This window comes from Citrobacter sp. RHBSTW-00570, assembly GCF_013739755.1.
Taxonomy (GTDB): Bacteria; Pseudomonadota; Gammaproteobacteria; order Enterobacterales; family Enterobacteriaceae; genus Citrobacter; species Citrobacter braakii.
The window spans coordinates 1,288,702-1,312,593 of sequence record NZ_CP056399.1; the positions used below are offsets into that span (position 1 = coordinate 1,288,702).

At 48.6% G+C, this 23,892-nt stretch carries 17 protein-coding genes and 3 pseudogenes; 14 read left to right on the top strand and 6 right to left on the bottom strand.

Annotated elements, in window-relative coordinates; all coding sequences use genetic code 11:
• Positions 1-540: 540 nt before the first annotated feature.
• On the bottom strand, positions 541-2,289 hold the full coding sequence (locus HV237_RS06175; RefSeq protein ID WP_047358946.1) for a sigma 54-interacting transcriptional regulator: 1,749 nt from the start codon (positions 2,287-2,289) through the stop codon (positions 541-543).
• Positions 2,290-2,668: 379 nt separating this feature from the next.
• On the opposite strand from HV237_RS06175, the gene dpaL reads away from it, so the two are divergent.
• The 6 genes from dpaL to HV237_RS06205 all read left to right on the top strand — a co-directional run bounded on the left by dpaL (position 2,669) and on the right by HV237_RS06205 (position 12,457).
• Positions 2,669-3,880, top strand: a complete 1,212-nt coding sequence (gene dpaL / locus HV237_RS06180) for a diaminopropionate ammonia-lyase (protein ID WP_047358947.1) — start codon at positions 2,669-2,671, stop codon at positions 3,878-3,880.
• Between the two features lie 36 nt (positions 3,881-3,916).
• Positions 3,917-5,101, top strand: a complete 1,185-nt coding sequence (locus HV237_RS06185; protein ID WP_047358945.1) for a YgeY family selenium metabolism-linked hydrolase — start codon at positions 3,917-3,919, stop codon at positions 5,099-5,101.
• Positions 5,102-5,168: 67 nt separating this feature from the next.
• Positions 5,169-6,761 (top strand): D-aminoacylase, encoded by a 1,593-nt coding sequence (locus HV237_RS06190; RefSeq protein ID WP_047358944.1) that lies wholly within the window; start codon positions 5,169-5,171, stop codon positions 6,759-6,761.
• Between the two features lie 78 nt (positions 6,762-6,839).
• Positions 6,840-8,126 carry an MFS transporter gene (locus tag HV237_RS06195; protein ID WP_047358943.1) on the top strand — a complete coding sequence of 429 codons (1,287 nt, stop codon included), beginning with the start codon at positions 6,840-6,842 and terminating at the stop codon, positions 8,124-8,126.
• 469 nt (positions 8,127-8,595) lie between these two features.
• On the top strand, positions 8,596-9,210 hold the full coding sequence (evgA, locus tag HV237_RS06200; RefSeq protein WP_016157256.1) for an acid-sensing system DNA-binding response regulator EvgA: 615 nt from the start codon (positions 8,596-8,598) through the stop codon (positions 9,208-9,210).
• A 4-nt stretch (positions 9,211-9,214) separates the two neighbouring features.
• Positions 9,215-12,457 (top strand): transporter substrate-binding domain-containing protein, encoded by a 3,243-nt coding sequence (locus HV237_RS06205; RefSeq protein WP_181541749.1) that lies wholly within the window; start codon positions 9,215-9,217, stop codon positions 12,455-12,457.
• Positions 12,458-12,531: 74 nt separating this feature from the next.
• Here the strand turns inward: HV237_RS06205 and HV237_RS06210 are convergent, their stop codons facing one another.
• The gene (locus HV237_RS06210; protein ID WP_016154099.1) at positions 12,532-13,158 is read right to left on the bottom strand and encodes a YfdX family protein; all 627 of its coding nucleotides are present in this window, start codon (positions 13,156-13,158) and stop codon (positions 12,532-12,534) included.
• A gap of 280 nt (positions 13,159-13,438) precedes the next feature.
• On the opposite strand from HV237_RS06210, the gene HV237_RS06215 reads away from it, so the two are divergent.
• The gene (locus HV237_RS06215; RefSeq protein WP_047358942.1) at positions 13,439-14,035 is read left to right on the top strand and encodes a DUF308 domain-containing protein; all 597 of its coding nucleotides are present in this window, start codon (positions 13,439-13,441) and stop codon (positions 14,033-14,035) included.
• 56 nt (positions 14,036-14,091) lie between these two features.
• Positions 14,092-14,382, top strand: a complete 291-nt coding sequence (locus HV237_RS06220; RefSeq protein WP_233592848.1) for an HdeA/HdeB family chaperone — start codon at positions 14,092-14,094, stop codon at positions 14,380-14,382.
• A gap of 361 nt (positions 14,383-14,743) precedes the next feature.
• On the opposite strand, the gene HV237_RS06225 is transcribed toward HV237_RS06220, so the two are convergent.
• From HV237_RS06225 to HV237_RS06240, 4 genes are all read right to left on the bottom strand, one after another.
• Positions 14,744-17,860 carry an efflux RND transporter permease subunit gene (locus tag HV237_RS06225; protein WP_016154096.1) on the bottom strand — a complete coding sequence of 1,039 codons (3,117 nt, stop codon included), beginning with the start codon at positions 17,858-17,860 and terminating at the stop codon, positions 14,744-14,746.
• A 28-nt stretch (positions 17,861-17,888) separates the two neighbouring features.
• Positions 17,889-19,046 carry an efflux RND transporter periplasmic adaptor subunit gene (locus HV237_RS06230; RefSeq protein ID WP_047358940.1) on the bottom strand — a complete coding sequence of 386 codons (1,158 nt, stop codon included), beginning with the start codon at positions 19,044-19,046 and terminating at the stop codon, positions 17,889-17,891.
• Between the two features lie 278 nt (positions 19,047-19,324).
• Positions 19,325-19,891 (bottom strand): Slp family lipoprotein, encoded by a 567-nt coding sequence (locus HV237_RS06235; protein WP_016154094.1) that lies wholly within the window; start codon positions 19,889-19,891, stop codon positions 19,325-19,327.
• A 321-nt stretch (positions 19,892-20,212) separates the two neighbouring features.
• A complete protein-coding gene (locus HV237_RS06240; RefSeq protein WP_047358939.1) occupies positions 20,213-20,569 on the bottom strand; it encodes a hypothetical protein in 357 nt (118 codons plus the stop codon).
• 308 nt (positions 20,570-20,877) lie between these two features.
• Here HV237_RS06240 and HV237_RS26350 point away from each other — a divergent pair.
• The 6 genes and pseudogenes from HV237_RS26350 to HV237_RS06255 form a co-directional block, all read left to right on the top strand.
• A pseudogene (locus HV237_RS26350) lies at positions 20,878-20,970 on the top strand (phage tail protein); the annotation flags it as partial.
• A pseudogene (locus tag HV237_RS26140) lies at positions 20,957-21,231 on the top strand (tail fiber protein); the annotation flags it as partial. The pseudogenes HV237_RS26350 and HV237_RS26140, both read left to right, overlap by 14 nt.
• A 54-nt stretch (positions 21,232-21,285) precedes the next feature.
• Positions 21,286-21,849 (top strand): annotated as a pseudogene (locus HV237_RS06245) (phage tail protein); the annotation flags it as partial.
• Positions 21,849-22,187 carry a hypothetical protein gene (locus HV237_RS26355; RefSeq protein WP_338417192.1) on the top strand — a complete coding sequence of 113 codons (339 nt, stop codon included), beginning with the start codon at positions 21,849-21,851 and terminating at the stop codon, positions 22,185-22,187. The pseudogene HV237_RS06245 and the gene HV237_RS26355, both read left to right, overlap by 1 nt.
• A gap of 27 nt (positions 22,188-22,214) precedes the next feature.
• Entirely contained in the window at positions 22,215-22,430 is a 216-nt protein-coding gene (locus HV237_RS26360; protein ID WP_346728853.1) for a tail fiber assembly protein, read from the top strand.
• Between the two features lie 428 nt (positions 22,431-22,858).
• A complete protein-coding gene (locus HV237_RS06255) occupies positions 22,859-23,890 on the top strand; it encodes an IS630-like element ISEc33 family transposase (protein WP_046092923.1) in 1,032 nt (343 codons plus the stop codon).
• The last annotated feature ends 2 nt before the right edge of the window (positions 23,891-23,892 follow it).

Here is a 23,892-nt window from a genome sequence, read left to right on the forward strand (position 1 = left end):
GCGTCCCTGCAGGCCGTCCCCTCTGCCCGCATCCCTGCGGGCAGACCCGGTCAGCCGTTAACGCCTCATCGATTTTCAGCCGGACCGGGGTCATCGCTGCAACGCACTGACTTCCAGTTAACTCTGTTTTGCTGTTCAGATAAAAAACGCAGGGGGTCAGGTGTGGGCTGGTCCGGCTGAAAATTGCCGACGTGTTTCCGTAAGGCCGGGAGAACCCGCAGGGATGCGGGTTCAGGGCGCGTTTTACAGGGAAGTTTCCTCGCGCCCGGCCCGGTAGCCTGGAGGAATAAACGGAGGGGACCGCGGAGCGGCAATTTTCCCGCCGGGAGCCGGGATTGTTAAGGGTACGGCGATAGTACCCTTAACACGTTCACAGGAGTCGGTGTTTCAGAGACACGATGAACATGAGGTGAACGGAACCCTTTCTCTGCGATGGCATGCTCATTACCTCCGCCAATACAGACTGTTGCTTTCTGATACAGAGGCGTTAACTGAACTGCATTATGCGCTACGCGGGCTTAATTGTTAAAAAAGTGGGGCTCACAAACCATACAGTTTTATTTTTCGATAGAGCGTGGCAATACTGACTCCCAGTTCTGATGCAGCCTGTTTTTTGCCCTCCACGCTTGAACCAAATCGCTGGATGGCATTTTCGATGGCGTCCCTTTCCGCTTGTTTTCCTTGGTTCGCCAGCTGTCGGGGTTGTGCGGTCATCGTGGTTTTCCTGCTGTCAGCCGGGGAGAGTAAATAAGGGGGCAGATGGCTGGCGTTGATCCCGGCGGCTTCTCCGCGCATCACAAAAATGTATTCGATGACGTTGCGTAATTCACGAATGTTCCCCGGCCAGTGCCAGGCATAAAGGCGATTAATAACGTCATCGGGCAGTTTTTGCGGTGAACGCTGGTAACTGACCGAAAACTCATCGGCAAAGTATTGTGCGAGGACGGCGATATCAGCCCTGCGTTCACGCAGGGAAGGAAGCACCAGAGGGACGACATTCAGGCGATAGAAAAGGTCTTCGCGAAACTGATTATTCTCCACCATCGCGCTAATATTTTTGTTGGTCGCGGCAATAATGCGCACATCAATATTAATGATGTTATTAGAACCCACGCGGGTGATCGCTTTTTCCTGCAACACCCTGAGCAGCTTGGCCTGCAGGTGCAGCGGCATATCGCCGATCTCATCCAGAAACAGGCTGCCGCCGTTGGCCAGTTCAAATTTCCCCATTCGTCCTTTGGGATCTGCACCGCTAAATGCACCGCGTACATAGCCAAACAGTTCGCTTTCCAGTAGTTGCTCGGGGATTGCCGCGCAGTTGATTGTCACGAAAGGGGCGGCTTTACGGGGGCTGTTTTGGTGAATGGCAAATGCCACGACCTCTTTACCCGAGCCGCTTTCCCCGGTGATGAGCACGCTGGCGTAGCTGTTGGCAATTTTGCTAATGGTGCTTCTGAGTTGCTCCATTGAGGAAGAGTGACCAATCAGCCGCACCTGCGTGTCAGACTCGTAAGGGGATGGAGTAAGGTTACTCAGGTAGTCGTGCGCATCACGAAAGATGACCATCGTTAAGCGATCGTTATCCAGCGAGGAGAGCGAAATTTGTTTGCACAGTACATGGTGTTTCTGGCCTTCAAGCGTCAGCCATGCTTCTTCATCGCCATACAAACTGTCCCCGGTTGTTTCAATGGTCAGCGGTAATCCCTGAACTTCGCGGTTGAGAATGCGATCGGCTGAATGATTGGCATGCCAGATAAGACCATTGCCATCAATTGCTACAACGCCGCGGTCCATGGCATCGATCAGACGCCGAAATGCGCCGAGGGTTTCCTGCGCGCGTAAACGCTCCAGACATTCAAAGACCTTACTGGAGATCATCACCGCGATTTGCTCAATAAAAGTGACAAATTTATCAATCTGGCTCAATAACGCGTCACGCTGCGCCTGGGTTGAGCAAATAATTCCGATCACGCCAATCACTTGATTGTTGAGAAAAATTGGTGCGTTCAAATCCAGCATTTCAGAACAGTAGTGGTGTTTTTCACATAACTGACACAGCGGATGTTCGCCGGGGTTTTTGATAAGAACCGTTTCTCGGACCTGCAAAACGTGGTGGTAGATGTAGCCATTTTTTGCCACGTTTTCATTGAGCATATGTCGGTATTTACCGGTGCCAGCGATGCGCATTAAGGATTCATCGATGATTTCAACATCCGTTCCGGTTATGCCAGAAATAGCGTCGGCATAATTGCAGATATCATCCTGGATATTGCTGAGTACTGAAATCATGGTACTTCTCCGGCAGTGAGTGGCATTTCTCAAGGGAGATGATAAATATGCGAAGCAATGCAAAAATGATTTGCGAAAAATCAATCTACCGCTCTGTTTTTGGATGTTTTTTTTATTTTATCTTCCGCGATCACACTATTTATCAATTGTGAGAATTTATCAAACGAGGCGATAAACTAACGCTGTGGTATTTTTCAGTGCCCATCTCGGTTTCTTTTTAATTATTTGAAAATAAAGACTTTGTTAAAATATTTATAAGGTTTTACTCGATTAATAAAAAACTGGTAAGCATTTTGCTCTATTGGCAATACCGATAGCGTAAATATCTCTGTATACGTCTATTACAGGGAGTGAAATACCAGAACAATGAGGTTTTATGATGCAGGAAAACTTATCATTTTTTATCAACCAGACACCGTTTACTGAACATCCAAACGCGCCGCTGGCACCGTTTAGTCGCCAGGAACTGGTAAAAGCGTTGAATTTTCATCGGTCTATTCCGGGTTATGCGCCGACGCCGTTATATACGCTGCCGGCTCTTGCACAAAAGTTGGGTGTTAAAAATATCTATCTCAAGGATGAGTCTCAGCGTTTTGGCCTGAAAGCCTTCAAAGCGTTGGGCGGCTCCTATGCGATGGCGTGCCATATCGCGGAATTAATCGGCAAGGATATCAGTGAACTGCCGTTTGACGTGATGACCAGCGAAGAGGTACGCCGCGATCTCCAAACCGTCACGTTTGCCACCACCACCGATGGCAACCACGGTCGCGGTGTGGCGTGGATGGCGCGCCAGCTGAAGCAAAACGCCGTGGTTTATATGCCGAAGGGCTCTTCGCAGCAGCGTTTGACCTCCATCCGTAATGAAGGCGCTACCGCTGAAATCGTCGATATGAACTATGACGATGCGGTTCGCATGACCGCGGAACAAGCACAAAAGCATGGCTGGATTGTGGTGCAGGATACCGCCTGGGAAGGGTATGAAAAAATCCCGCAGTGGATTATGCAGGGCTACGGCACGCTGATGCTGGAGGCGATAGACCAGCTGCATCAGGTTGCGCCGACGCATATTTTTGTTCAGGCAGGCGTTGGCTCGTTTGCCGGAATGGTGCAGGGAATGGTGACGGCAGCCTGGGGGGCACACCGCCCGAAAGTGATCGTCGCTGAAGCGTTAATTGCCGATTGTCTTTACCGCTCTGCCCGTTCTAAAGAGGGGGATGCAATTGCGGTGGGCGGCGATTTGCAAACCGTGATGGCTGGTCTCGCCTGCGGTGAGGCGAACAGCATCGGCTGGAAACTGCTACGTGATTATGCCAACGCATTTGCCTCCTGCCCTGATGAAGTTGCAGCGCTGGGCATGCGCATGCTGGGTAATCCGTTGGCGGGCGATCCGCAGATCGTATCTGGTGAGTCCGGCGCGGTCACTTCCGGTCTGCTGGCGCTGCTGATGACCTCACCTGAACTGGCGCAAACGCGTGAACAACTGGGGCTGGATGCGCATTCCCGCGTGCTGTTGGTCAGTACCGAAGGCGACACCGACCCACAACAATATCTGGATATTGTCTGGGGCGGTCAGTACCCGGGCATCAAATAACACATTTCCTGATTGAGAGAAATAACGGAGAAACCCATGTTATCTGCAAAACGTATTGATGAAGTCATTAAAAACTGTCAGGCGCTGATCCAACAAAAAAGTTATTCCGGTCAGGAAGGGGAAGTGGTTAATGCCATAAAAAAAATGATGCAGCATTACCAGTTCGATGACATCCACGTTGATAAGTACGGCAACATTGTGGGCGGCATTGTCGGCAATCAGCCGGGGAAAACGCTGGTTCTCGATGGACATATCGATACCGTGCCGGTCAACGAAGAGAAGTGGAGCCGCAACCCGTACGGCGGCGATATCGACGATGGCAAAATTTATGGTCGCGGTACAACCGATATGAAAGGTGCCGTGGCGGCGATGATTTCCGCCGTGGGTTTTTTCGGCCAGGACAATCAGCGTAATTTTGCCGGCAAAATCTACGTTGCCTGCATCGTGCATGAGGAGTGCTTTGAAGGTATTGCTGCCCGGCTGGTCAGCGAGCGCTATAAGCCGGATTACGTGATCATCGGTGAAGCTTCCGAGTTAAACCTGAAAATTGGTCAGCGTGGCCGCGCTGAAATTGTGGTCGAAACGTTTGGTAAACCCGCGCACTCCGCCAACCCGCAGGCAGGCATTAACGCGGTGTACAAAATGGCGCAATTGATCGACAAAATTCGCACAATCACTCCGCCATCGCACCCGGTACTGGGGCCTGGCATTCTGGAACTTACCGACATTAAATCTTCGCCATACCCGGGAGCTTCGGTAGTGCCGGATTATTGTCGCGCAACCTACGATCGTCGTTTGCTGGTGGGTGAAACCAAAGAAAGTGTTATTGCCCCACTGGAAAATGCGCTTGCGGAACTTACCGCACAGGATCCGCAGTTTAAGGCCCGTGTCTCCTACGCGGTAGGTCAGGAGTCTTGCTATACCGGTGCCACGATTGAGGGCGAGCGCTTCTTCCCGGGCTGGGTGTATGACGAGTCTGACGAATTCGTGCAGGCCGCTCTGGCTGGCGTTCGCGAGGCCGGGTTTAATCCAACCATCACACAGTACTCATTTTGCACCAACGGCAGCCACTATGCGGGCGAAGCGGGAATTAAAACTATCGGCTTCGGACCTTCACGCGAAAACCTGGCCCACACCATCGATGAATATATCGAGATTGATCAGTTAACCGGCTCGGCCAGCGGCTATTACAGCATCATTCAGACACTCTATCGCCAATAAAAATAAAGATAACAACCTCTTACCTTACAAGTGGTGTCGTGAAGCGACACCGCTATGGAGAATAACGATGAAAACCATTTTCAAAAACGGAAATGTAATCGATGGAACGGGCAGTGAAGGCAGAATTGCCGATGTGATGGTTGACGAAGGACGCATTGTCGCAATCGGTCAAATTGACGCTGGCGTTAATGAGCAGGTTATTGACGCAACGGGAAAAATTATTTGCCCTGGTTTTATTGATACCCATACGCACTCTGACCTGTCGGCCATTATTAACCCCGCGCTGTCGGCAAAAATTCGTCAGGGTATTACCACCGAGCTGTTAGGGCAGGATGGTGTCGCCCTGGCGCCGTTACCTGAAGAATATATTCCGGCCTGGCGTAAAAATATCGCCGGACTGGATGGCGATACCGACAAAATAGACTGGAAATATAAAAACACAGACGGCTACCTCAATCTGCTGGCATCGCGTCATCCGGCGACAAACCTCGCGTATTTAGTTCCGCATGGCAACGTACGCATGGAAGCCATGGGCCTGGATGGGCGCCCCTCTACTCGTGAGGATGTGGCGAAGATGTGCGAAATCCTTGAGCGGGAGTTACAAGCGGGGGCGTTTGGTCTTTCCACTGGGCTCATCTACATGCCTTGCGCCTTTGGCGATACCGCCGAAATGATTGAACTGTGCAAAGTGACGGCGAAATATGACGGGATCTTTGTGGTGCATCAGCGCAGTGAAGCAGACGATATTATCAACTCAACGCAGGAACTGATTGATATCGCCACCGCCACTGGCGTCTGGCTGCATATTTCACATATGAAGGTTTGCGGTAAGAAAAACTGGGGGCTGATTGACCAGATGCTGGGCATGTTGGAACAGGCGCAGGAAGAGGGGATTCGTATCTCTTTCGACCAGTATCCGTATGTGGCGGGTAGCACGATGCTCGGCGTGATCCTGCCGCCGTGGGTCCACTCCGGTGGCACTGACAAATTACTTGAGCGGCTGGCCTCGCCTGAACTGCGCGCCAAAATGATCGACGATATTCAGCAGGGCATTCCTGGCTGGGATAACTTTATCGATTTTGCCGGGCTGGACCAGATTTTTGTCACCAGCGTGAAAACGACAAAAAACCAGGATGCCGTCGGTCTGAACCTCGTTCAGTTGGGCGAGCTACGCGGAAAAGATCCGTACAACGCCACCTTCGATCTGCTGTTTGAAGAAGAAAACGCCGTTGGGATGGTCGACTTTTACGGTACTGAAGAGCATGTGATTAAGTTCCTTTGCCGTCCTGAGCAAAACGTCTGTACCGACGGTTTAATGGGGGCTGGCAAACCGCACCCGCGCGTGTTTGGCGCATTCCCTCGTGTGCTCGGTAAATATGTGCGTGAAGAGGGATGTCTGAGCTGGGAAGCGGCAATCCGTAAGATGACTGGCAAACCCGCTGAGGTATTAGGCCTGCAGGATCGTGGGCTGCTGAAAGTGGGTTATGCGGCGGATATTGTGATGTTCGATCCTAACACCATTGCCGATAAGGGCACTTTTGTTGAACCCAATCAATATCCGGAAGGGATTGAAATTGTCATGGTTAATGGGCGCATTGCCTTAATCAATGGCACTGAAAGTTATGCCTGTAGCGGTACGGTTATTAGAAAACAATATTAATAAATAACGCTAAACACGCATTGATTTATCGCGACCATTTATGGCCGCGGTAGATCACTACACCCTAAGGACATCACAATGAACCTACAAACGTCTTTACCTTCAGGTAAACCAAAGACCTGGAAAGCAAGGTATACCGTCCTGACATTGATCTGGCTGGCGTGGCTGCTCTCTTTTCTCGACAGAATGGTGATGAGCGTTTCGCTCCCTTATATCGGCAAAGATTTAAATCTGGATACGACCCAACAAGGGTTAATTATTAGCGCCTTTTTTATTGGTTATGCCGCGTTTCAAATTCCCGGCGGTTTACTGGCGGATAAGTTTGGTTCGCGCAAAATCATGGCCATCGGTATTGCCTGGTGGTCTGTTTTCACCAGCTTAACCGGCGCCGTGTTGACGCTGCCGCTAATGCTGGCCGTTCGCTTCTTCTTTGGTGTTGGTGAAGGTTGTTTCCCGTCGGCTTCCTGGAAGATGATATCAACCTATTTCCCGTCGAAAGAACGTGGCCGCGCCACGGCGATTCAGTCAACGGTAAACACCTTAGGCCCGGCGCTGGCGGTAGTGGTAGCCGCAAGTATAATCGGGGCCTTTGGCTGGCACATGGTCTTTATCGTGCTAGGTATTCCGGGTCTGTTTATCGCGGCGGGGATTTACTTATTTACCCGTGACAATCCGAAAGATCACCCCGCAATTACGCAGCAGGATCTGGCGGAACTGGCTGCTGACGAGCAGGGAAGCCTGCAAAACACCAGCGGCATCGCGTTTAAAGACGTCCTCAAAATGCCGGTGCTCTGGCAAATGGCAAGTATCTGGTTTTTGTTTGATATCACCTTCTGGGGCTTTTCAACCTGGCTGCCAAGCTACCTGATCACCGTTCGTGAGTTTTCTCTGGCAAAAACCGGCGTCATGGCGGCCATTCCCTTCCTGTTTGGCGCAGGCGGAACGTTGTTAGGCGGCTATTGCTCAGATAAATTTAAACCCCAGCGTAAAACGTTGTATGTCGTGACCTCTGTTATTGCCGCGGGTTTCCTGTACCTGACCTTCAGCGTGAGCAGTGCAGATATGGCGGTGGTTTATCAGTGTATTTCAGCCCTGTTCATGTTCTTCGCCATGGCGACATTCTGGGGCATTCTGATGGATACCATTCCCAGCAACATCATGGGGCGGGCATCCGGGATCGTTAACTTTGGCGGTCAGATGGCGGGAGTCGTTTCTGCACCTATCATCGGCTGGCTGATTCAAAGCAGTGGTGGAAGTTATAACAGCGCCTTTATCTTTATGATTGCCGCGCTGTTGTGTTCTGCCGTCGTTACGCTGACCGTGAAAAGCTCCCATGCTATTGGGGCGTTGCCCAGTAAAGCCTGATTAATGACTGACTCCTGTGGCTCTGCTGATTCCTGAGCCACAGAGCGTTTTACTATCAAATCAGCAGGTTTATTATCTTTTTCTCCAGATTTGACCTGGCATAAAAATGATTCTTAGATAGCTATTCTGCATATACACCTTTGCCGTTGTGATGAAAACTCCCCTTGGTTATATGACCCCGGCCATTAAGAATGAATCATAATAAATGAGAGATTTATCCTACACATGTAGGAATATTCCTTTTGGTTGTGTTAATGGTTTGATATTTAGATAGGCTCAAGGTTTAAAATTTGTAAAATGCAGTGTTGCATTTATACCTTATTCTTCGTTTTTATAAAAAACTAATAAATATACGTGTGAATGTGTTAGGATTTACCTGATAACGCCTTATTTTTATAAATTATAATGCTTAAGGCTCACCTGCTCGATAGCCATCGCCTCTCTTTATTTATCGGGATTCTTATACGCAATGAACGCGATAATCGTTGATGATCACCCATTAGCTCGCATAGCCATCCGCAACTTACTCGATACTAATGGTATTACCGTAACCACCGAGCTCGACAGCGGAGAGCATGTGGTCCAAACCGTTGAGAAAACTAAGCCGGAGCTACTGATTATTGATGTGGATATTCCGGGTATCAGCGGCATCGAAGTGCTGGAGCAACTGCGAAAGCGGCACTATGCTGGTGTAATCATTATCATTTCAGCCAAAAATGAATTTTTTTACGGCAAACGTAGCGCCGAATACGGTGCCAACGGATTTGTGAGTAAAAAAGAGGGTATGAATAATATTCTTGCCGCAATCGAAGCTGCAAAAAATGGGTATAGCTATTTTCCCTTTTCCCTTGAGCATTTTACTGGCTCATCTGTCAGCGAACAGGATAAGCTTGATACGTTGTCGACCCAGGAAATGAGAGTGTTGCGTTATATTCTTAACGGTATGGATTACAGCACTATTGCCAGCAAAATGAACATCAGTAATAAAACGGTAAGCACCTATAAAAGCCGTTTGATGGAGAAATTAGATTGCTCGTCATTAATGGAAATTTATGATTATGCGCAAAGAAATAAAATAGGATAGAGTAATGCTGGAACGCTTGTTTATTTTTTTGATGGTCATATTTACCATCGGGTTTTCTACGGGTGTAAGCTCAGCCCGGCAAGTTGAGCTAAAAAGTAACTATAATACCTCAGTACAACATATCGGCTTGAACAGGGAAGAAACAAACTGGTTAGCGCATAAAAAAACCTTGGTTGTTGGCACCTGGTTACCGGAAGTCTCCCCCATTGTTTATCAAAATAGCGGTGAATATTATCGGGGCGTCAACGCGGATTATCTTGCGCTAATGCAAAAGAATCTCAATATAAAAATTGTTATAAAGCAGTATGATAATGAGCAAGAAGCGCTGACCGCACTTACCAGTAACGATGTAGATACATTGATAACTCAGCTGTCCCGGCGACAAGATGTCGGCGGCCATTTATTGCGCACTTCGGCATTACTGACGACGTGGCCGACGCTTGTGACCTCGCTAAAAAACACCATGCTGCCGCTGACCTCGGAGCATCAGGTTAGCGTCGCGTGTGTGCGAGATTGTCCTTTTCTTGATGTTATCCAGGATGCTTTTCCTGAAGCTAAAGTCTCATTTTACGACGACGAGTATCAGGCCATGGCATCGGTAGTGAACGGTGATAACCAATATTATATTGGGAACAATATCACCAGCAGTCATTGTGTCTCCCGATATTTTTCGCAATCACTGGTTATTACGCACTACTTTGATAAACAAGAGCAATATAATTATTTTGTGGTGAAGGACGACCAGCCAGTATTAAGAAATATTCTTGATGGTTTCATTACGTCAATCAGTAATGAAATTCATATGCAGGTCATGCAGAACTGGCTGAACCGCGGTAACCTTGCTTTTCTGAATGCGCCTATTCCTTTTACCGATCAGGAAAAAGCGTGGCTGAAGAAGAAACATACTATTCGCATTCTTATCAATCCAGATTACCCGCCTTACACGCTTGTCGATCGCAGCGGTGAGTTACGTGGAATTCTTGGCGATTTGCTGAATATTATTCATCTGCAAACGGGGATTGATTTTGAGCCGGTTTTGGCCAACACCAAAAGTGAACAGACCAAACAAATAAGCGGCGAACGATGGGATATGTATCCCACTATCACCCTGACAAATCAAAATCAGCACAATTCGACCTTTAGCGATCCGCTGATGAATGTGGCGTTTGTGATTATCACTTCCCGCGATGAAACGGCCGACTCGTTACTGAATACACCGATCCGTATTGCGTTGCCCGCCGGGCATGTTTTGGAAAGTGACCTGAAACAACGCTACCCGCAGGCCACCTGGGTGGATGCTGATACTGGCAGCGTCGCGATGACTATGCTCAGGGATGGCAAGGTTGACGCGGCAATTGCTACCGAATTGTCGGCAAGGTTCATGGTCGATCATGACTACCAGAAAAATATGCACTTTTTTAGGCTACCAGATATGCCTGGCGCGTCGGTGAGCTTTGCGGTTTCTCCCCACGAGCCCATGTTGAAGTCCGTAATGGATAAAGCGCTGCAGGCGATACCGCCGCGTGAGATTTTGCAGATGACGGAGAAGTGGTCGAAAATTTCTAATACGCAGGTCGATCTCTGGAGTCGGTATAGCAAACAGTTCTATCAACTGGTGGTGTTTGCGCTGTTGCTGATAGCAATTAGCCTGATCTGGGGGATCTCACTCTCCCGTGAGGTAAATAAAAGAAAACAATCGCAGCGGCAGCTGGAAGAGCAGCTTCATCTCAAAGAGGCATTGTCTCAAGAACTGGAAACCGAAAAAAATAAAGCGATTGAAGCAACCAAGGCCAAAAGTCGCTTTCTTGCGAGCATGAGCCATGAATTACGTACCCCTGTCAGCTCGATTGTGGGCTTTCTGGAATTACTGTCGAGCTCAGAACTCAGCCCGGCACAACGAAAAGAGGCGATTGCTCTTACCGCAGCGACAGCCCAGTCACTGCTTGGGCTGATCGGTAAGATTCTGGACGTTGATAAGATTGAGTCTGGTAAATATCAGGTTGTTCCTCAATGGACGGATCTCTCGCAGCTCATTGAATTGCAGTGTCACTCTTTTGATGCCTTAGCCAGACAGAAAGGCGTTACGCTTGCTTGCGTAAGTCAGTTGCCGGCAAACGAGCGGGTGTTTGTCGATCAACAAGCTTTGCGGCAAATTCTCACCAACCTGGTGGGCAATGCGCTCAAGTTTACCGAGCAGGGTAGCATTCATGTGACAGCCCGTTTAACACCTGACGGGGAGAATCACGGTACCCTGACCATCGCCATTAGCGACACCGGTTGCGGGATTAGCGAAGAGGAGCAGGCCGGGCTGTTTCGTCGCTACGCTCAGGGGCGCTGTGGGCGTCAACAAACGGGGTCTGGTCTGGGATTATTTATCTGCAAAGAGCTGGTGACGCTGATGGGCGGTACGCTGGAGTTGATGAGCGTCCCGGCGCAAGGAACCACGTTTACCATAACGCTGCCGGTTGAGACTGCCCGCCAGTCAATTGTACCGGATAGCAACACGCCAGGTGCGCTGTTGCCGCTGCCGTGTCTGTCTATTTTGATAGCAGATGACAACCCGACCAATCGCCTGCTGCTTAAGCGACAGTTGAACACCATTGGTTACAGCGTGGATGAAGCGTGTGATGGTGAGGAAGCCGAAGCCAAACTGGCTAAAAAATCATACGACCTGTTGATAACCGATGTGAATATGCCGAAGAAGGACGGGTTTGATCTTGCGGCTTCGTTACGTCGTCAGCAGCCTCATTTACAAATATGGGGACTGACGGCCAGCGCGCTCCCACAGTCACGTGACAGGTGTCTGCAAAACGGCATGAATTTGTGTCTGTTTAAGCCCGTGTCGATTCAGACACTGACGCATGAATTAAGCAAAATCGAAACCGGTTATTCGTCTCCTTGTGCAATTCGGCATCTCAAATTCAATGTCTTGACGGAAAATACCGGCGGCGATCGCGCATTAATGAACGAGATACTCGAAACGTTCCGCGAGGCAACGTTTAACGATTTACAGGCGGCCGAGAAAGCCGTTGAGCAAGACGAACCCCAGCTGTTTTTGCGAGCCCTTCACCGGTTGCATGGTTCGGCGCAAATTCTGGGCATTACTGCTCTTCAGACGCTATGCGAACCTTTTGAATCGATGCGACATGATGATCTTCCTCTGGCAGTACGCCAGGAAGCATTACAGAAGATTGTTGCCGTCATGCGGGAAATTGAGATTGAGATTAACAGTCTGATTAGCCATTAACCCCCCTGATCGGGTTGCCGTAGCAACCCGATCAGGAGAGAAAGTCCTGGTTCAACACTCCGTAGTGCTGAGTATTACTGGCCTGCGCCCAGCATCTCGCTATCGATCACAATGCCTTCTTCAGCACCCTTTAACACAAGGTTTGCTTCATAGTATTTACCTGAAGACAGCAGTTTTTGAGCGCTGGCAACGGCTTTACGCGTCTGATTCAGGGGCATCAGGTATTGGGTCTGAAGCACGCTGATACCCGCCAGTTGCAAGGTATCCACAGCACCTTTCCAGTCGCCTTTAGCCATTTTGCCATTCGCTGTATTGATAGCGGATTCTTTAGCTGGGGTGGCAATATAGTCTTCTGACAGCGCAATCGTAGCGTTAATAATCACGTACTGATCGTCAATCATCTTGGCTTTAGGCGCAGCTTTTACAAATTTCGCCCAGTCGTGGCTGTCACCCGCAAGCAGGGAAGCGGCGTCATCGGTTAACTTTTTAGCACTGTCAGGCTGTCCATGAAACAGGGCCAGACGGGCAAGCTGAATATCACGCATCGCATTTGCACCTTGTACTGCGACCTGCATAATATCGGCAGCTTCTTTTTGTACATTGGCGGTAGCAGTTTGTGCCGGCGTGGTAGTGGTAGCTGCCAGTACCGGGGCTGAGCCCATCATGGTTGCAAGCAGACCTGCAAGAATAATCTTTTTCATTACTTTCTCCTGAATAAATTTGGTATATCTCACCAAACGAAATAAGCATATTAAATAACTTCGAAGAGTGGAATCAGAGCCAGGATAGAATAATGAGCGTTTAATCTTACAGGTGTCAGACGTCTGACACGTGTAAGATTATACGGATAATGACATTCCTTTATTCTTATATACGAATTCGGAGTGAAAGTCTTATCATTCCATTGTAAGTGATATGTATTAAGTGAATATTACTCTTTTATTAGTAGGTTACATTGCGTTTCTATGTAACGGAGGATGTATGTTTGTTTTTAATCAGCGTAGCCTGAAAGCATTTAATGAAAAAACACTATTTCATTATAAAAGACACGCCACAATCATGGCCGTGCTGTTGTTGGTTTGCGGCATCTGCTGCTTAATCTATCCAATCGCTGCAGGTGTTTACTTAAGCTATGCAACAGGTTTTATGTTCCTTGTGTGTGGCTTCTATTCTATTTACAGCCTTTTTTCCTCGGGTAAAAAGCAGTTGAAAGCCAAATTTACCTATGCCTTTTTTGCTATCGCATGGTTGCTGCTAGGATACTGTTTCCTCGAAAATCCTGTGATAGGTATGAATTCATTGGCAATGGTTTTTTGCTGCCTGTTTATTCTTGGCGGGATTTTTCGTGTTGCTTCCGGCGTCAAAATGTTCCGCAGTCCGGGCTATGGATGGAATATTTTTATCGGTATTTTTGACCTGCTTATTGCAGCCGTGTGGCTGAATATGGATCCCGACCGCTCTTATGTGTTTACCTCCATCTTTATAGGCGTTGAGATGATCTTTAGTTCTTTGGCTTTTATCAGTCTGCGCAGAAATGCGTCGTTGGTACAAACTGAAAAACTCGCCGATAAAAATTAATGCTACTTCTGGAGCGCATTGTGAATATTAAATTGATTGTCTCTGCAGCTATTCTTATGACCTCTGTTATGGCGCCGATGAGCCGTGCTTTTGCTACACAGGCAACGGAAGCGGCGCCACAAGATATGACCTGTAAAGAATTCGTTGATATGAGTCGGCAATACATGACAGCAATAGCCTTTGTGATTGTTAATAAAAATTCGGACTTTAAAGGCGATGATTATGTTCCCCTGCATGAGGTGGAAACTGTCGCTGTACCGAAGATGATTAAAATGTGTCATCGACACCCTGATACTAAATTGGGCGAACTGGCCGTAAATCTGAAGGGTTCCGGTCTGCACTATTGATTACCCGTTTTGATAGCCTGGCATGAGTCAGAATTGACAACCTCTGTACCTACCTTAGTTGTTACCCTACAAGAAAAAATCCCCGTAATGTTTACCCTGCTATCCACGAGAAATTCGCTGGATAGCAGGGCCCGCTAACAACCGTAGACCTGATAAGCGAAGCGCCATCGGGCATTGATTACCCGCAGAGCAGAGGGACTCAAGTGTGATGGAGAATGCCACTCTTAACGTAGTCACAGTATCGTCGCTGTAATGAAATGAAGAACTTAAGGTGAACGGAACCCTTTCTCTGAGAGAGCATTGAGAATCCCTGGGAGTTAATAAACTTATCCCAGGGATAATCACGTACGAGGGCAGGGAATCAGCGCCGTGTTTTGAATCGCGCCAGCATGTTTTCTACGAGAACAAAGAACAGCGGAACAAAGTAGATCGCCAGCACTGTCGCGGCCAGCATCCCACCAATAACACCCGTACCGACGGCATTTTGCGCACCAGAGCCCGCGCCGTTGCTTATTGCCAGAGGGATAACCCCTAAGATAAAGGCCAGTGACGTCATCAAAATAGGGCGTAAGCGCATTTGCGCGGCCTCTACTGCGGCTTCAAGCGGCGTTTTTCCTTCCTTTTGCATGATCTCGACGGCGAACTCGACGATCAGAATGGCGTTTTTAGCCGAGAGCCCCATGGTGGTGAGCAGGCCTACCTGGAAGTAAACATCATTGCTCAGGCCGCGCAAGTCGGTCGCCAGCAAAGCGCCGACCACCCCGATTGGCACAACCAGCATTACCGAGAACGGTATCGACCAGCTTTCATACAGTGCCGCCAGTGCCAGAAACACGACGATCAGCGAAATGCCGTACAGCATTGGTGCCTGGTTTGTGGACAGCGCCTCCTGATAAGACAGACCGGTCCAGGCATAGCCGACGCCTGCGGGCAGCTTATTTATCAGCGATGCCATAAATTTCATCGCATCGCCGCTGCTTTTCCCTTCGACCGGCTGGCCCAGAATTTCCATTGCAGGCTGACCGTTGTAGCGTTCAAGGCGGGGAGAACCGTAGGTCCACTCGGTGGATGAGTAGGCCGAAAGCGGCGTCATAGCGCCGGAGGCATTACGTACGTACCAGTGATTGATATTATCCGGCAACATACGGAACGGCGTATCGGCCTGGACATACACTTTTTTAACGCGTCCCTGATTCAGGAAATCATTGACATAGCGACTACCGAACGCCGTAGAGATGGTCTGATTGATATCCGATAATGCAACGCCCATGGCTTCTGCCTTCGTGGCGTTAACATGAATGCGGAACATCGGTGTATCTTCCAGACCATTCGGGCGCACCCCGTCGACCTCACCGGACGACTGGTTGGCCAGCGCCAGAAGCTCGTTTCGGGCCTGCATCATTTTTTCATGCCCAAGGTTACCGTTATCCAGCAGCTCCATGTCAAAACCTGAAGCCGTTCCCAGTTCTGCAACAGCGGGTAAATTAAACGGATAAACGACGGCATTATTGATGGTGCTTAAGGCCATCATCGCCCGTCGAATAATGGCGGTAACTGAGTTTTCTTCACCAACGCGTTCTGACCACGGTTTCAGGCTGATAAACGCCAGACCGTTGTTTTGCCCCTGGCCGCTGAAACCAAATCCGCCTACGGTGAAAACCGAAGCGACATTTTTCTGTTCTTTCGTCAGGTAGTAATCCGTTATTTCCCCGAGCACTTTGCTGGTGTTCACCATCGTTGAGCCCGAAGGCAATTGCGCGGTGGTCATGAATACCCCCTGGTCTTCTTCAGGCAAAAAGGAGGTCGGGGTACGTAGAAACAGCACAATCATGCCCGCGCCAATCACTAAGTACACGACCATATAACGGCCTGTGCAACGTAGCAGTTTACGGGTGCTATCCGTGTAGTGCTGAGTACATTTCTCCATAAAATGATTGAAACGGGTAAACAGAAAATGTGTGTTTGCTTTTTCTCCCTCGTGGGATTTCAACAGCATGGCGCAGAGTGCTGGCGTCAGGCTCATCGCCACAAACACCGACAGCAGCATGGAGGAGATTAAGGTGATAGAAAACTGACGGAAAATTTCACCGGTTGCTCCGCTCATAAATGCCATCGGCATAAATACGGCGGATAACACAACGGCAATACCGACCAGCGCTCTCTGCAACTGGCCCATCGCTTTGTGGGTCGCCGCTTTTGGTGACAAGTGTTCTTCGGCAATAATGCGTTCTACGTTCTCAACCACCACAATGGCATCATCGACTAGCAACCCTATCGCCAGCACCATGCCAAACATCGTGAGCGTATTAATCGAAAAACCCGCGACGTCGAGTATCGCAAAGGTGCCAAGGATCACTACCGGAACGGCGATTGTGGGAATAAGCGTTGCGCGGAAACTTTGCAAAAACAGATACATGACGAGGAATACCAGAATGATTGCCTCGATCAAAGTATGAAAAACCCCCTGAATCGAAATTTCGATAAACGGAGTGGTGTCATAGGGATAAACGGTTTTCATGCTGGCCGGAAACCAGGCCGATAATCTGTTCAGCTCCTGTTTGACTGCCTGGGATGTTTCCAGGGCATTCGCGCCAGCGGCAAGTTTAATTGCAATCCCGGCGGCGGGTTTTCCGTTGTAGCGTGCAACCGTTGCATAATTTTCCGCACCCAGCTCAATTCGCGCGACATCGCGCAGCAGAACCTGGGAACCATCTTGCTGAACTTTAAGGAAGATCTTGCCAAATTCATCGGTAGTTTGCAGGCGCGTCTGGACGATTATCGACGCATTTAGCTGCTGATCGGCTGACTGAGGCATGCCTCCCAACTGCCCGCCCGATATCTGGTTGTTCTGAACTTTGAGCTGGGTAATGACGTCCTGAGGTGTGAGGTTATACTTGTCGAGCTTTTGCGGATCCAGCCAGATACGCATGGCGTATTGCGAACCGAATAACTGTACGCTCCCCACCCCGGCAGTGCGGCTTATTGGGTCTTTGATGTTCGAGGCCACATAGTCGGCAATATCATATTGGCTCAGGCTGTTATTATCAGAGATAAAGCCGGCGACCATCAAAATATTGCTGCTGGATTTATCAACACTGATCCCTTGCTGCTGTACTTCCTGCGGTAAAGAAGGCATCGCCAGCTGCAGTTTATTCTGTACCTGAACCTGCGCAATATCGGGTGACGTGCCCGTTTTGAAAGTCAGGATAATCGACGCATTACCTGCCGCATCGCTGGTGGATGACATATACATCAGGCCATCAAGACCATTCATATTCTGTTCAATCACCTGAGTTACGGAGTCTTCAACGGTCTTTGCGTCTGCCCCTGGGTAGGCAGCGCTGATGGTAATGGTTGGGGGAGCAATTTGTGGATACTGGGCGATCGGCAGGTTCATTATCGCGATACCGCCCGTAAACATCATGATAATGGCGAGCACCCAGGCGAAAACCGGGCGCTCAATAAAAAAGTTGGCCATGAAGAAAGTGTCCTTAATACCTGAAATATTACTGTTCAGTTCCCGCGGCAGGAGTGGTCAGTTTTGAAGGGAGGACCCGGGCTTTGATTCCCGGACGAATTCTTTGTAATCCGGACACAATGACCCGATCGCCGGGGCGTAATCCTGCGGTCACCAGCCATTGATTGCCAACGGCCTTCACGGCGTTTATTTCGCGCAGTTGCACCACGTTTTGCTGGTCAAGGATCAGCGCGGTGGCTTTTCCTTGTTCGTTATGCGTAATCCCTTGTTGGGGGACCATCAAAACGTTCTGCTGGCTGCCTTCGTCCAGCAACGCCGTGACATACATGCCGGGTAAAATTTCACCTTCAGGATTGGGGAACACGGCGCGCAAAGTCACCGATCCGGTGGTCTCATCGACGGCGGGATCGGAAAACTCAAGCGTACCGGTATGGCGATAGGGTTTGCCGTTTTCCAGCATCAGCTCAACAGGAATTTTGCCTTGTTGCTGGGCAATTTTGCCGTTGGCTTTCTCTTCTTTCAGGCGTAAGAAATCTTGTACTGACTGTGTTAAATCAACATAAATCGGATCCAGCCGCTGAACGGTGACCAGCGCGTTTTCCTGATTTGCGGTGACCAGGGCACCCACGGTTACGGAGGATTTACCGCTGATGCCATCAATCGGTGAGGTGACATTAGCGTAACGAAGGTTGATGGTGGCCTGCTCAAGATCCGCTTTGGCGACGGCGACATTGGCTTCTGCTTCATTAAGCTGTGAGCGTGTCGTGTCGTAGTCCTGGCGGCTGACGTAATTGGATTTTATTAACGCTGACTGCCTATTTAATGTCAGACGCACATTATTGGCCGTCGCCAGTGCCTTTGCCAGCGCGCCTTTGGCTGAATCCAGTCGTGCCTGCAGCGGGGCAGGATCTATTTGATACAGTGACTCTCCTTTGCTGACTTTATCACCTTCAATAAAGTTGCGTTTTATGATGATCCCACCAACCTGAGGGCGGATTTCGGCGATCTCGAATGAAACCGCGCGACCTGGAAGTTCACTTTTAATATTCACGGAAGAGGGCGCTAAGGTAACAACGCCGACCTCGGGCTCCATCGCGGTGGTTTTTACTGCAGGTTTATTATCGCAGGCGGTGATGATGACGCTACTAAAAAATAATGGTATCAACAGTAAGCATTTTCTGTTCATAGTAATCCCTGAATAAATCGTAAACACCAATGTTCTTTTATTACAGGCAGGGTGGAAGAGTTATCGGTAAATAACAAAAGATGCTCAGGCATGAGATGGCTAAAGCCCATTTTTTCGCTCAAGTGTTAGCGGGTAAAATTATATGTAACAGGAAGAATGCGTGCTAAGCGAAGGATCTCATAAAGCAGGATGGCGCAATAAGGTTAACGCGGGGTGATGTGGTGGGCGTTTGTCAGTACCCGACTCCGGTATATATTCGCGCCATCTTACTACAGAGATTATTTCACTAGCTCCGGAGTTACCTGAGTTACTGTATTAGCGTAATAGGGGGCGCCCCACATGGGTTCAGGCCAGAACGCGCCATAGCCGTAATCCCACATATTATAGGTGGTGTTGACTGACTCCGTTAAATGCCAAACCTGAATACCTTGTAAATCAACTTTAACAAAGTTGTACGGGACTTTGTTGATGAATCCTGGTTCATCTCCTTGAATTGTCCCCAAAATAGTAACGAAATGGTTTCTGTAGTTTACCGGATCGAGAAAACCTTTCTGCTGGGCAAGAATACGCCCCTGATAGCTCGCGTCTATTTGCGGTTTAGCATAGTTGTTCAGTGGCAGAACGGCGATTTCCAGTAATGTATCCGTTTTGGTGTTAATCACATTGATGACTTTACCCCCAAAGCGGGCCTGCTGACCGGTATATAATCCCGGTTGGTTATGCACGGAGATAAAGTTTTTTTGTATATCTGGTTGATTATTACCTTTGATATTCTCAGGAATTGAAGCACATGACGCCAGGGTGAAAGCAAGGGCAACAATTATCAACCCTTTTGTTTTTTTCATTTTACTTTCCTGCTAAAAAAAAGACAGGCCAATAATAACCCTTTGCTCATTATTGTCAGCAAACGTGCCGTTGATTATCTAAAATTAATATTATTGTAGCTTATGGTAATAGCGGACTGTATTTTATCTGGTCGCTGGATAAGGGCGAAAGTGTTTGGCGACAGGGAAAGCGATTTACTGTCGCCACACGTGGAGTCAGGTCCAATGCGTTACCGTGGCCCTGCTCTGGTTTAGCCAGGCGGGTAGGCAATCCTGGATTACGGCTCATTACTTATAAAAAAAACCGCGAAAGCGGCTTTTTTTTATTGAATGGCTGGAAGATTACTCGCTGACTTTTTTCTCAACGGAGGCAGCACCTTCTTTGGTCTTATTCCAGCCTTTCTCGGTACCTTCTTTTGTTGCATTCCAACCTTTTTCAGTACTTTCTTTGGTTGTATTCCAGGCTTTTTGTGAGCTTTCACTCACTTTACTGCTCAGGTCATCTTGTTTACCTGCAGCAGCATGTTTTGCTTTTAACTTTTGCTCTTCGCCCTGATTCTGCGCCTGATGCAGTTTTTCTTTTGCGGTATTAGCATTTTCGTGTGCGGCGGCTACATCATTATCAGTTGCGTGTGTCGTCGCGGCAATAACGGGAGAAGCCAGCAGAATTGCAGATAATGCGATAATTGTCTTTTTCATAATATCCTCGCTTAGCGTTATAAGTTATTAGCGTGATTAAGCATGGCACACGAACGAAGCGCTGGCTTTAGGAAAAAACTGTAAGTGCTGATGACGGTATTTATCCATTTTGTGCAGCTGTGAGCGATCAATACGGTAATTTTGTGGTGGGTCAAAAAGCCGCATTCAGTGTTAGGTTAAATAATAATTAATTATCGTTATTAAGCATGGATATATTAAGTATATGTAAGCACACCCGTTTTAACGATCCGGCCAGTGGTATAGAGTTGCGATAATGCGCCAGCGACCGCGGGTGTCTTTTTGTTCATACCGTTGCGGAATGTGTGATCGACAAACTTGCTCCGTCGCACACCGTTGTTGTTTTTGCCTATCCGGAAGGAACAGAAGATGCATCGAATTGATACAGCTACGGCTCAGGTTGATAAATTTGGGCCGGGGAAAAATGGCTTTACGAACGGAGACCAGGCAACCGGCCGCCGGATCTTAACAGTGATATGTGGGATGCCGTACAGGAAGAGATTTGCAGTGTCGTGGAAGGTGCTGGTGAGACCCTTGAAAAAGGGAAACATACCCAGTTATTTGAGGCGATACAGTTGCTGGTAGGGAGTGGTGTGGGTAATGCCTTGTTAAAAGCGCAAAACCTTGCAGATCTCCAGGATAAAGCAAAGGCAAGAAGTAATCTGGCATTAGGGGAACTGGCGACGCTTGGGTTAAATGATGTTTACCCTGTTGGCGCGCCAATTCCGTGGCCGTCTGACTCAAATCCATCCTGATTATATGCTCTTATGCAGGGGCAGGCGTTTGATAAAACGAAGTATCCAAAATTAGCGCTGGCCTATCCCTCGGGGATTATTCCTGATATGCGCGGCCAGACGATAAAGGGCAAGCCAACCAGCGGTCGGGCTGTTCTGCCGCAGGAACGGGACGGCATTAAATCACATAACCATAGCGCTACGGCTGCAAATACGGATCTGGGAACAAAAGCGACAACGCCATTTGATTACGGGACAAAAACAAGTAATAGCACAGGCGCTCACACCCATGGAGTATCTGTTTATTTCCTTAATACATCGGTGCAAACGGGATTAGTCGGTGCAGGGGGTGCTGGAACTCAGCAAACGACGTCAGGTGGTGCCCACTCCTATACAACAGCAATTGGTGCACACAGCCATAACGTTACTTTGGGCGCACACAATCACGCAATTACGGTCAACGCTGCGGGCAATGCAGAAAATACCGTAAAAAATACCGCATTTAATTATTTAGTGAGGCTTGCATAATGACTTTTAAAATGACTGATTTGGATCTTATTATTACCATCTATAACCTTTCCGCAGATACAAACGAATTTATCGGTAAAGGTGATGGCTTTATTCCGGCGTATACGGGTTTACATGCCTATTGCACTGATATTGCCCCGCCTGATTCGCCGGATGGCTTTGTTGCCGTGTTCGACGATCAAACAGGTAAATGGGCGCTTGTCGAAGACCATCGCGGGAAAATTGTTTACAGCATCCAAACGGGGGAAGCAACCACAATTAACCAGTTAGGCGCACTATCTGATGATGTTGTTTCCATCGCACCAGAAGGCCATTTTGTGAAATGGGACGGAAAATAATGGATACACGACACGGAGGCAGAAAAAGTGGCGCAGGTTACTCAGGCGACGCAACAAAAAGAAAGTCTGCTGATGCTGGCAAAATCAGAGATTGACTGGCGTCTGGATGCTGTTGGTGAAGGAATGGAAACGGAAGAGAAAACCGCCGCGTTGTCAGAATGGAGAAAATACCGCGTTCTGCTTAATCGCATTACGCCAGCCGATGCGCCAGATATTGACTGGTCTGTTTCGACATGTGATTAACACTTGTTGCGATAGATATGATAAACACGTCTATCGCATTCAACCACAGAATTTAATATGAGTTAATACGACCTAAATACATTTAATTTAAAATGTTATCGGTGCTCATGAATGGTATTACTTCATATGGGATAGCTGTTTTATCTGAGAGGTTGAAAATATTCCCACGATGCTTTTTCATTAGAAAAGTAAAGGATTTCAATATAAAATCAAAATCCGTGGGTAATGTTGTAGGTTGTGGTTTACCTTCGCTATAAAACCTCTCACATTTTCCTTTCATGTCCAAACCTGAGAAGTAAATTTTTTGGAATTTAAGTGTTATTGCTAAATAGATGCGCGGAATAGTAGATCACTGAAAGGGAACTCAGCCCGGATTGTGCGATCTGATCAATCGCCAAACCAACCAAAACCACCAACCGGACTGAGCGATGCCGATCATAGCACCAATACCCCGTGGCGAACGACGCCTGATGCAGAAAGCTATTCATAAAACGCGCGATAAAAATCATGCCCGCAGACTCACGGCCATGCTGATGCTTCATCGGGGTGAACGGGTCAGCGATGTTGCCAGAACTCTCTGTTGTGCTCGTTCATCCGTTGGTCGCTGGATTAACTGGTTTACGCACTCAGGTATTGAAGGCCTGAAATCCTTACCCGCAGGGCGCTCCCGACGCTGGCCTTTTGAACATATCTGCACCCTGTTACGTGAGCTGATAAAGCATTCTCCCGGCGATTTTGGTTATCAACGTTCACGCTGGAGCACCGAATTACTGGCAATAAAAATCAATGAGATAACCGGTTGCCAGTTACATGCAGGAACCGTTCGCCGCTGGTTGCCATCTGCGGGGCTTGTATGGCGCAGGGCCGCGCCAACTCTGCGTATCCGTGACCCACATAAAGATGAAAAGATGGCGGTAATCCACAAAGCGCTGGATGAATGCAGCGCAGAGCATCCGGTATTTTATGAAGATGAAGTGGATATCCACCTTAATCCTAAAATCGGTGCGGACTGGCAGTTGCGCGGACAGCAGAAACGGGTAGTGACGCCGGGGCAGAACGAAAAATACTATCTGGCCGGCGCACTGCACAGTGGCACGGGTAAAGTCAGCTACGTGGGCGGCAACAGCAAAAGTTCAGCGCTGTTTATCGCTCTGCTGAAGCACCTGAAAGCCACTTACCGGCGGGCGAAAACAATCACGCTGATCGTTGATAACTACATTATCCATAAAAGCCGCGAAACACAGCGCTGGTTGAAAGCAAATCCCAAGTTCAGGGTAATTTACCAGCCGGTTTACTCGCCGTGGGTGAATCATGTGGAACGGCTATGGCAGGCACTTCATGACACGATAACCCGTAATCATCAGTGCCGCTCAATGTGGCAGTTACTGAAAAAGGTCCGCCATTTTATGGAAACCGCCAGCCCATTCCCCGGAGGAAAACATGGTCAGGCAAAAGTGTAGCG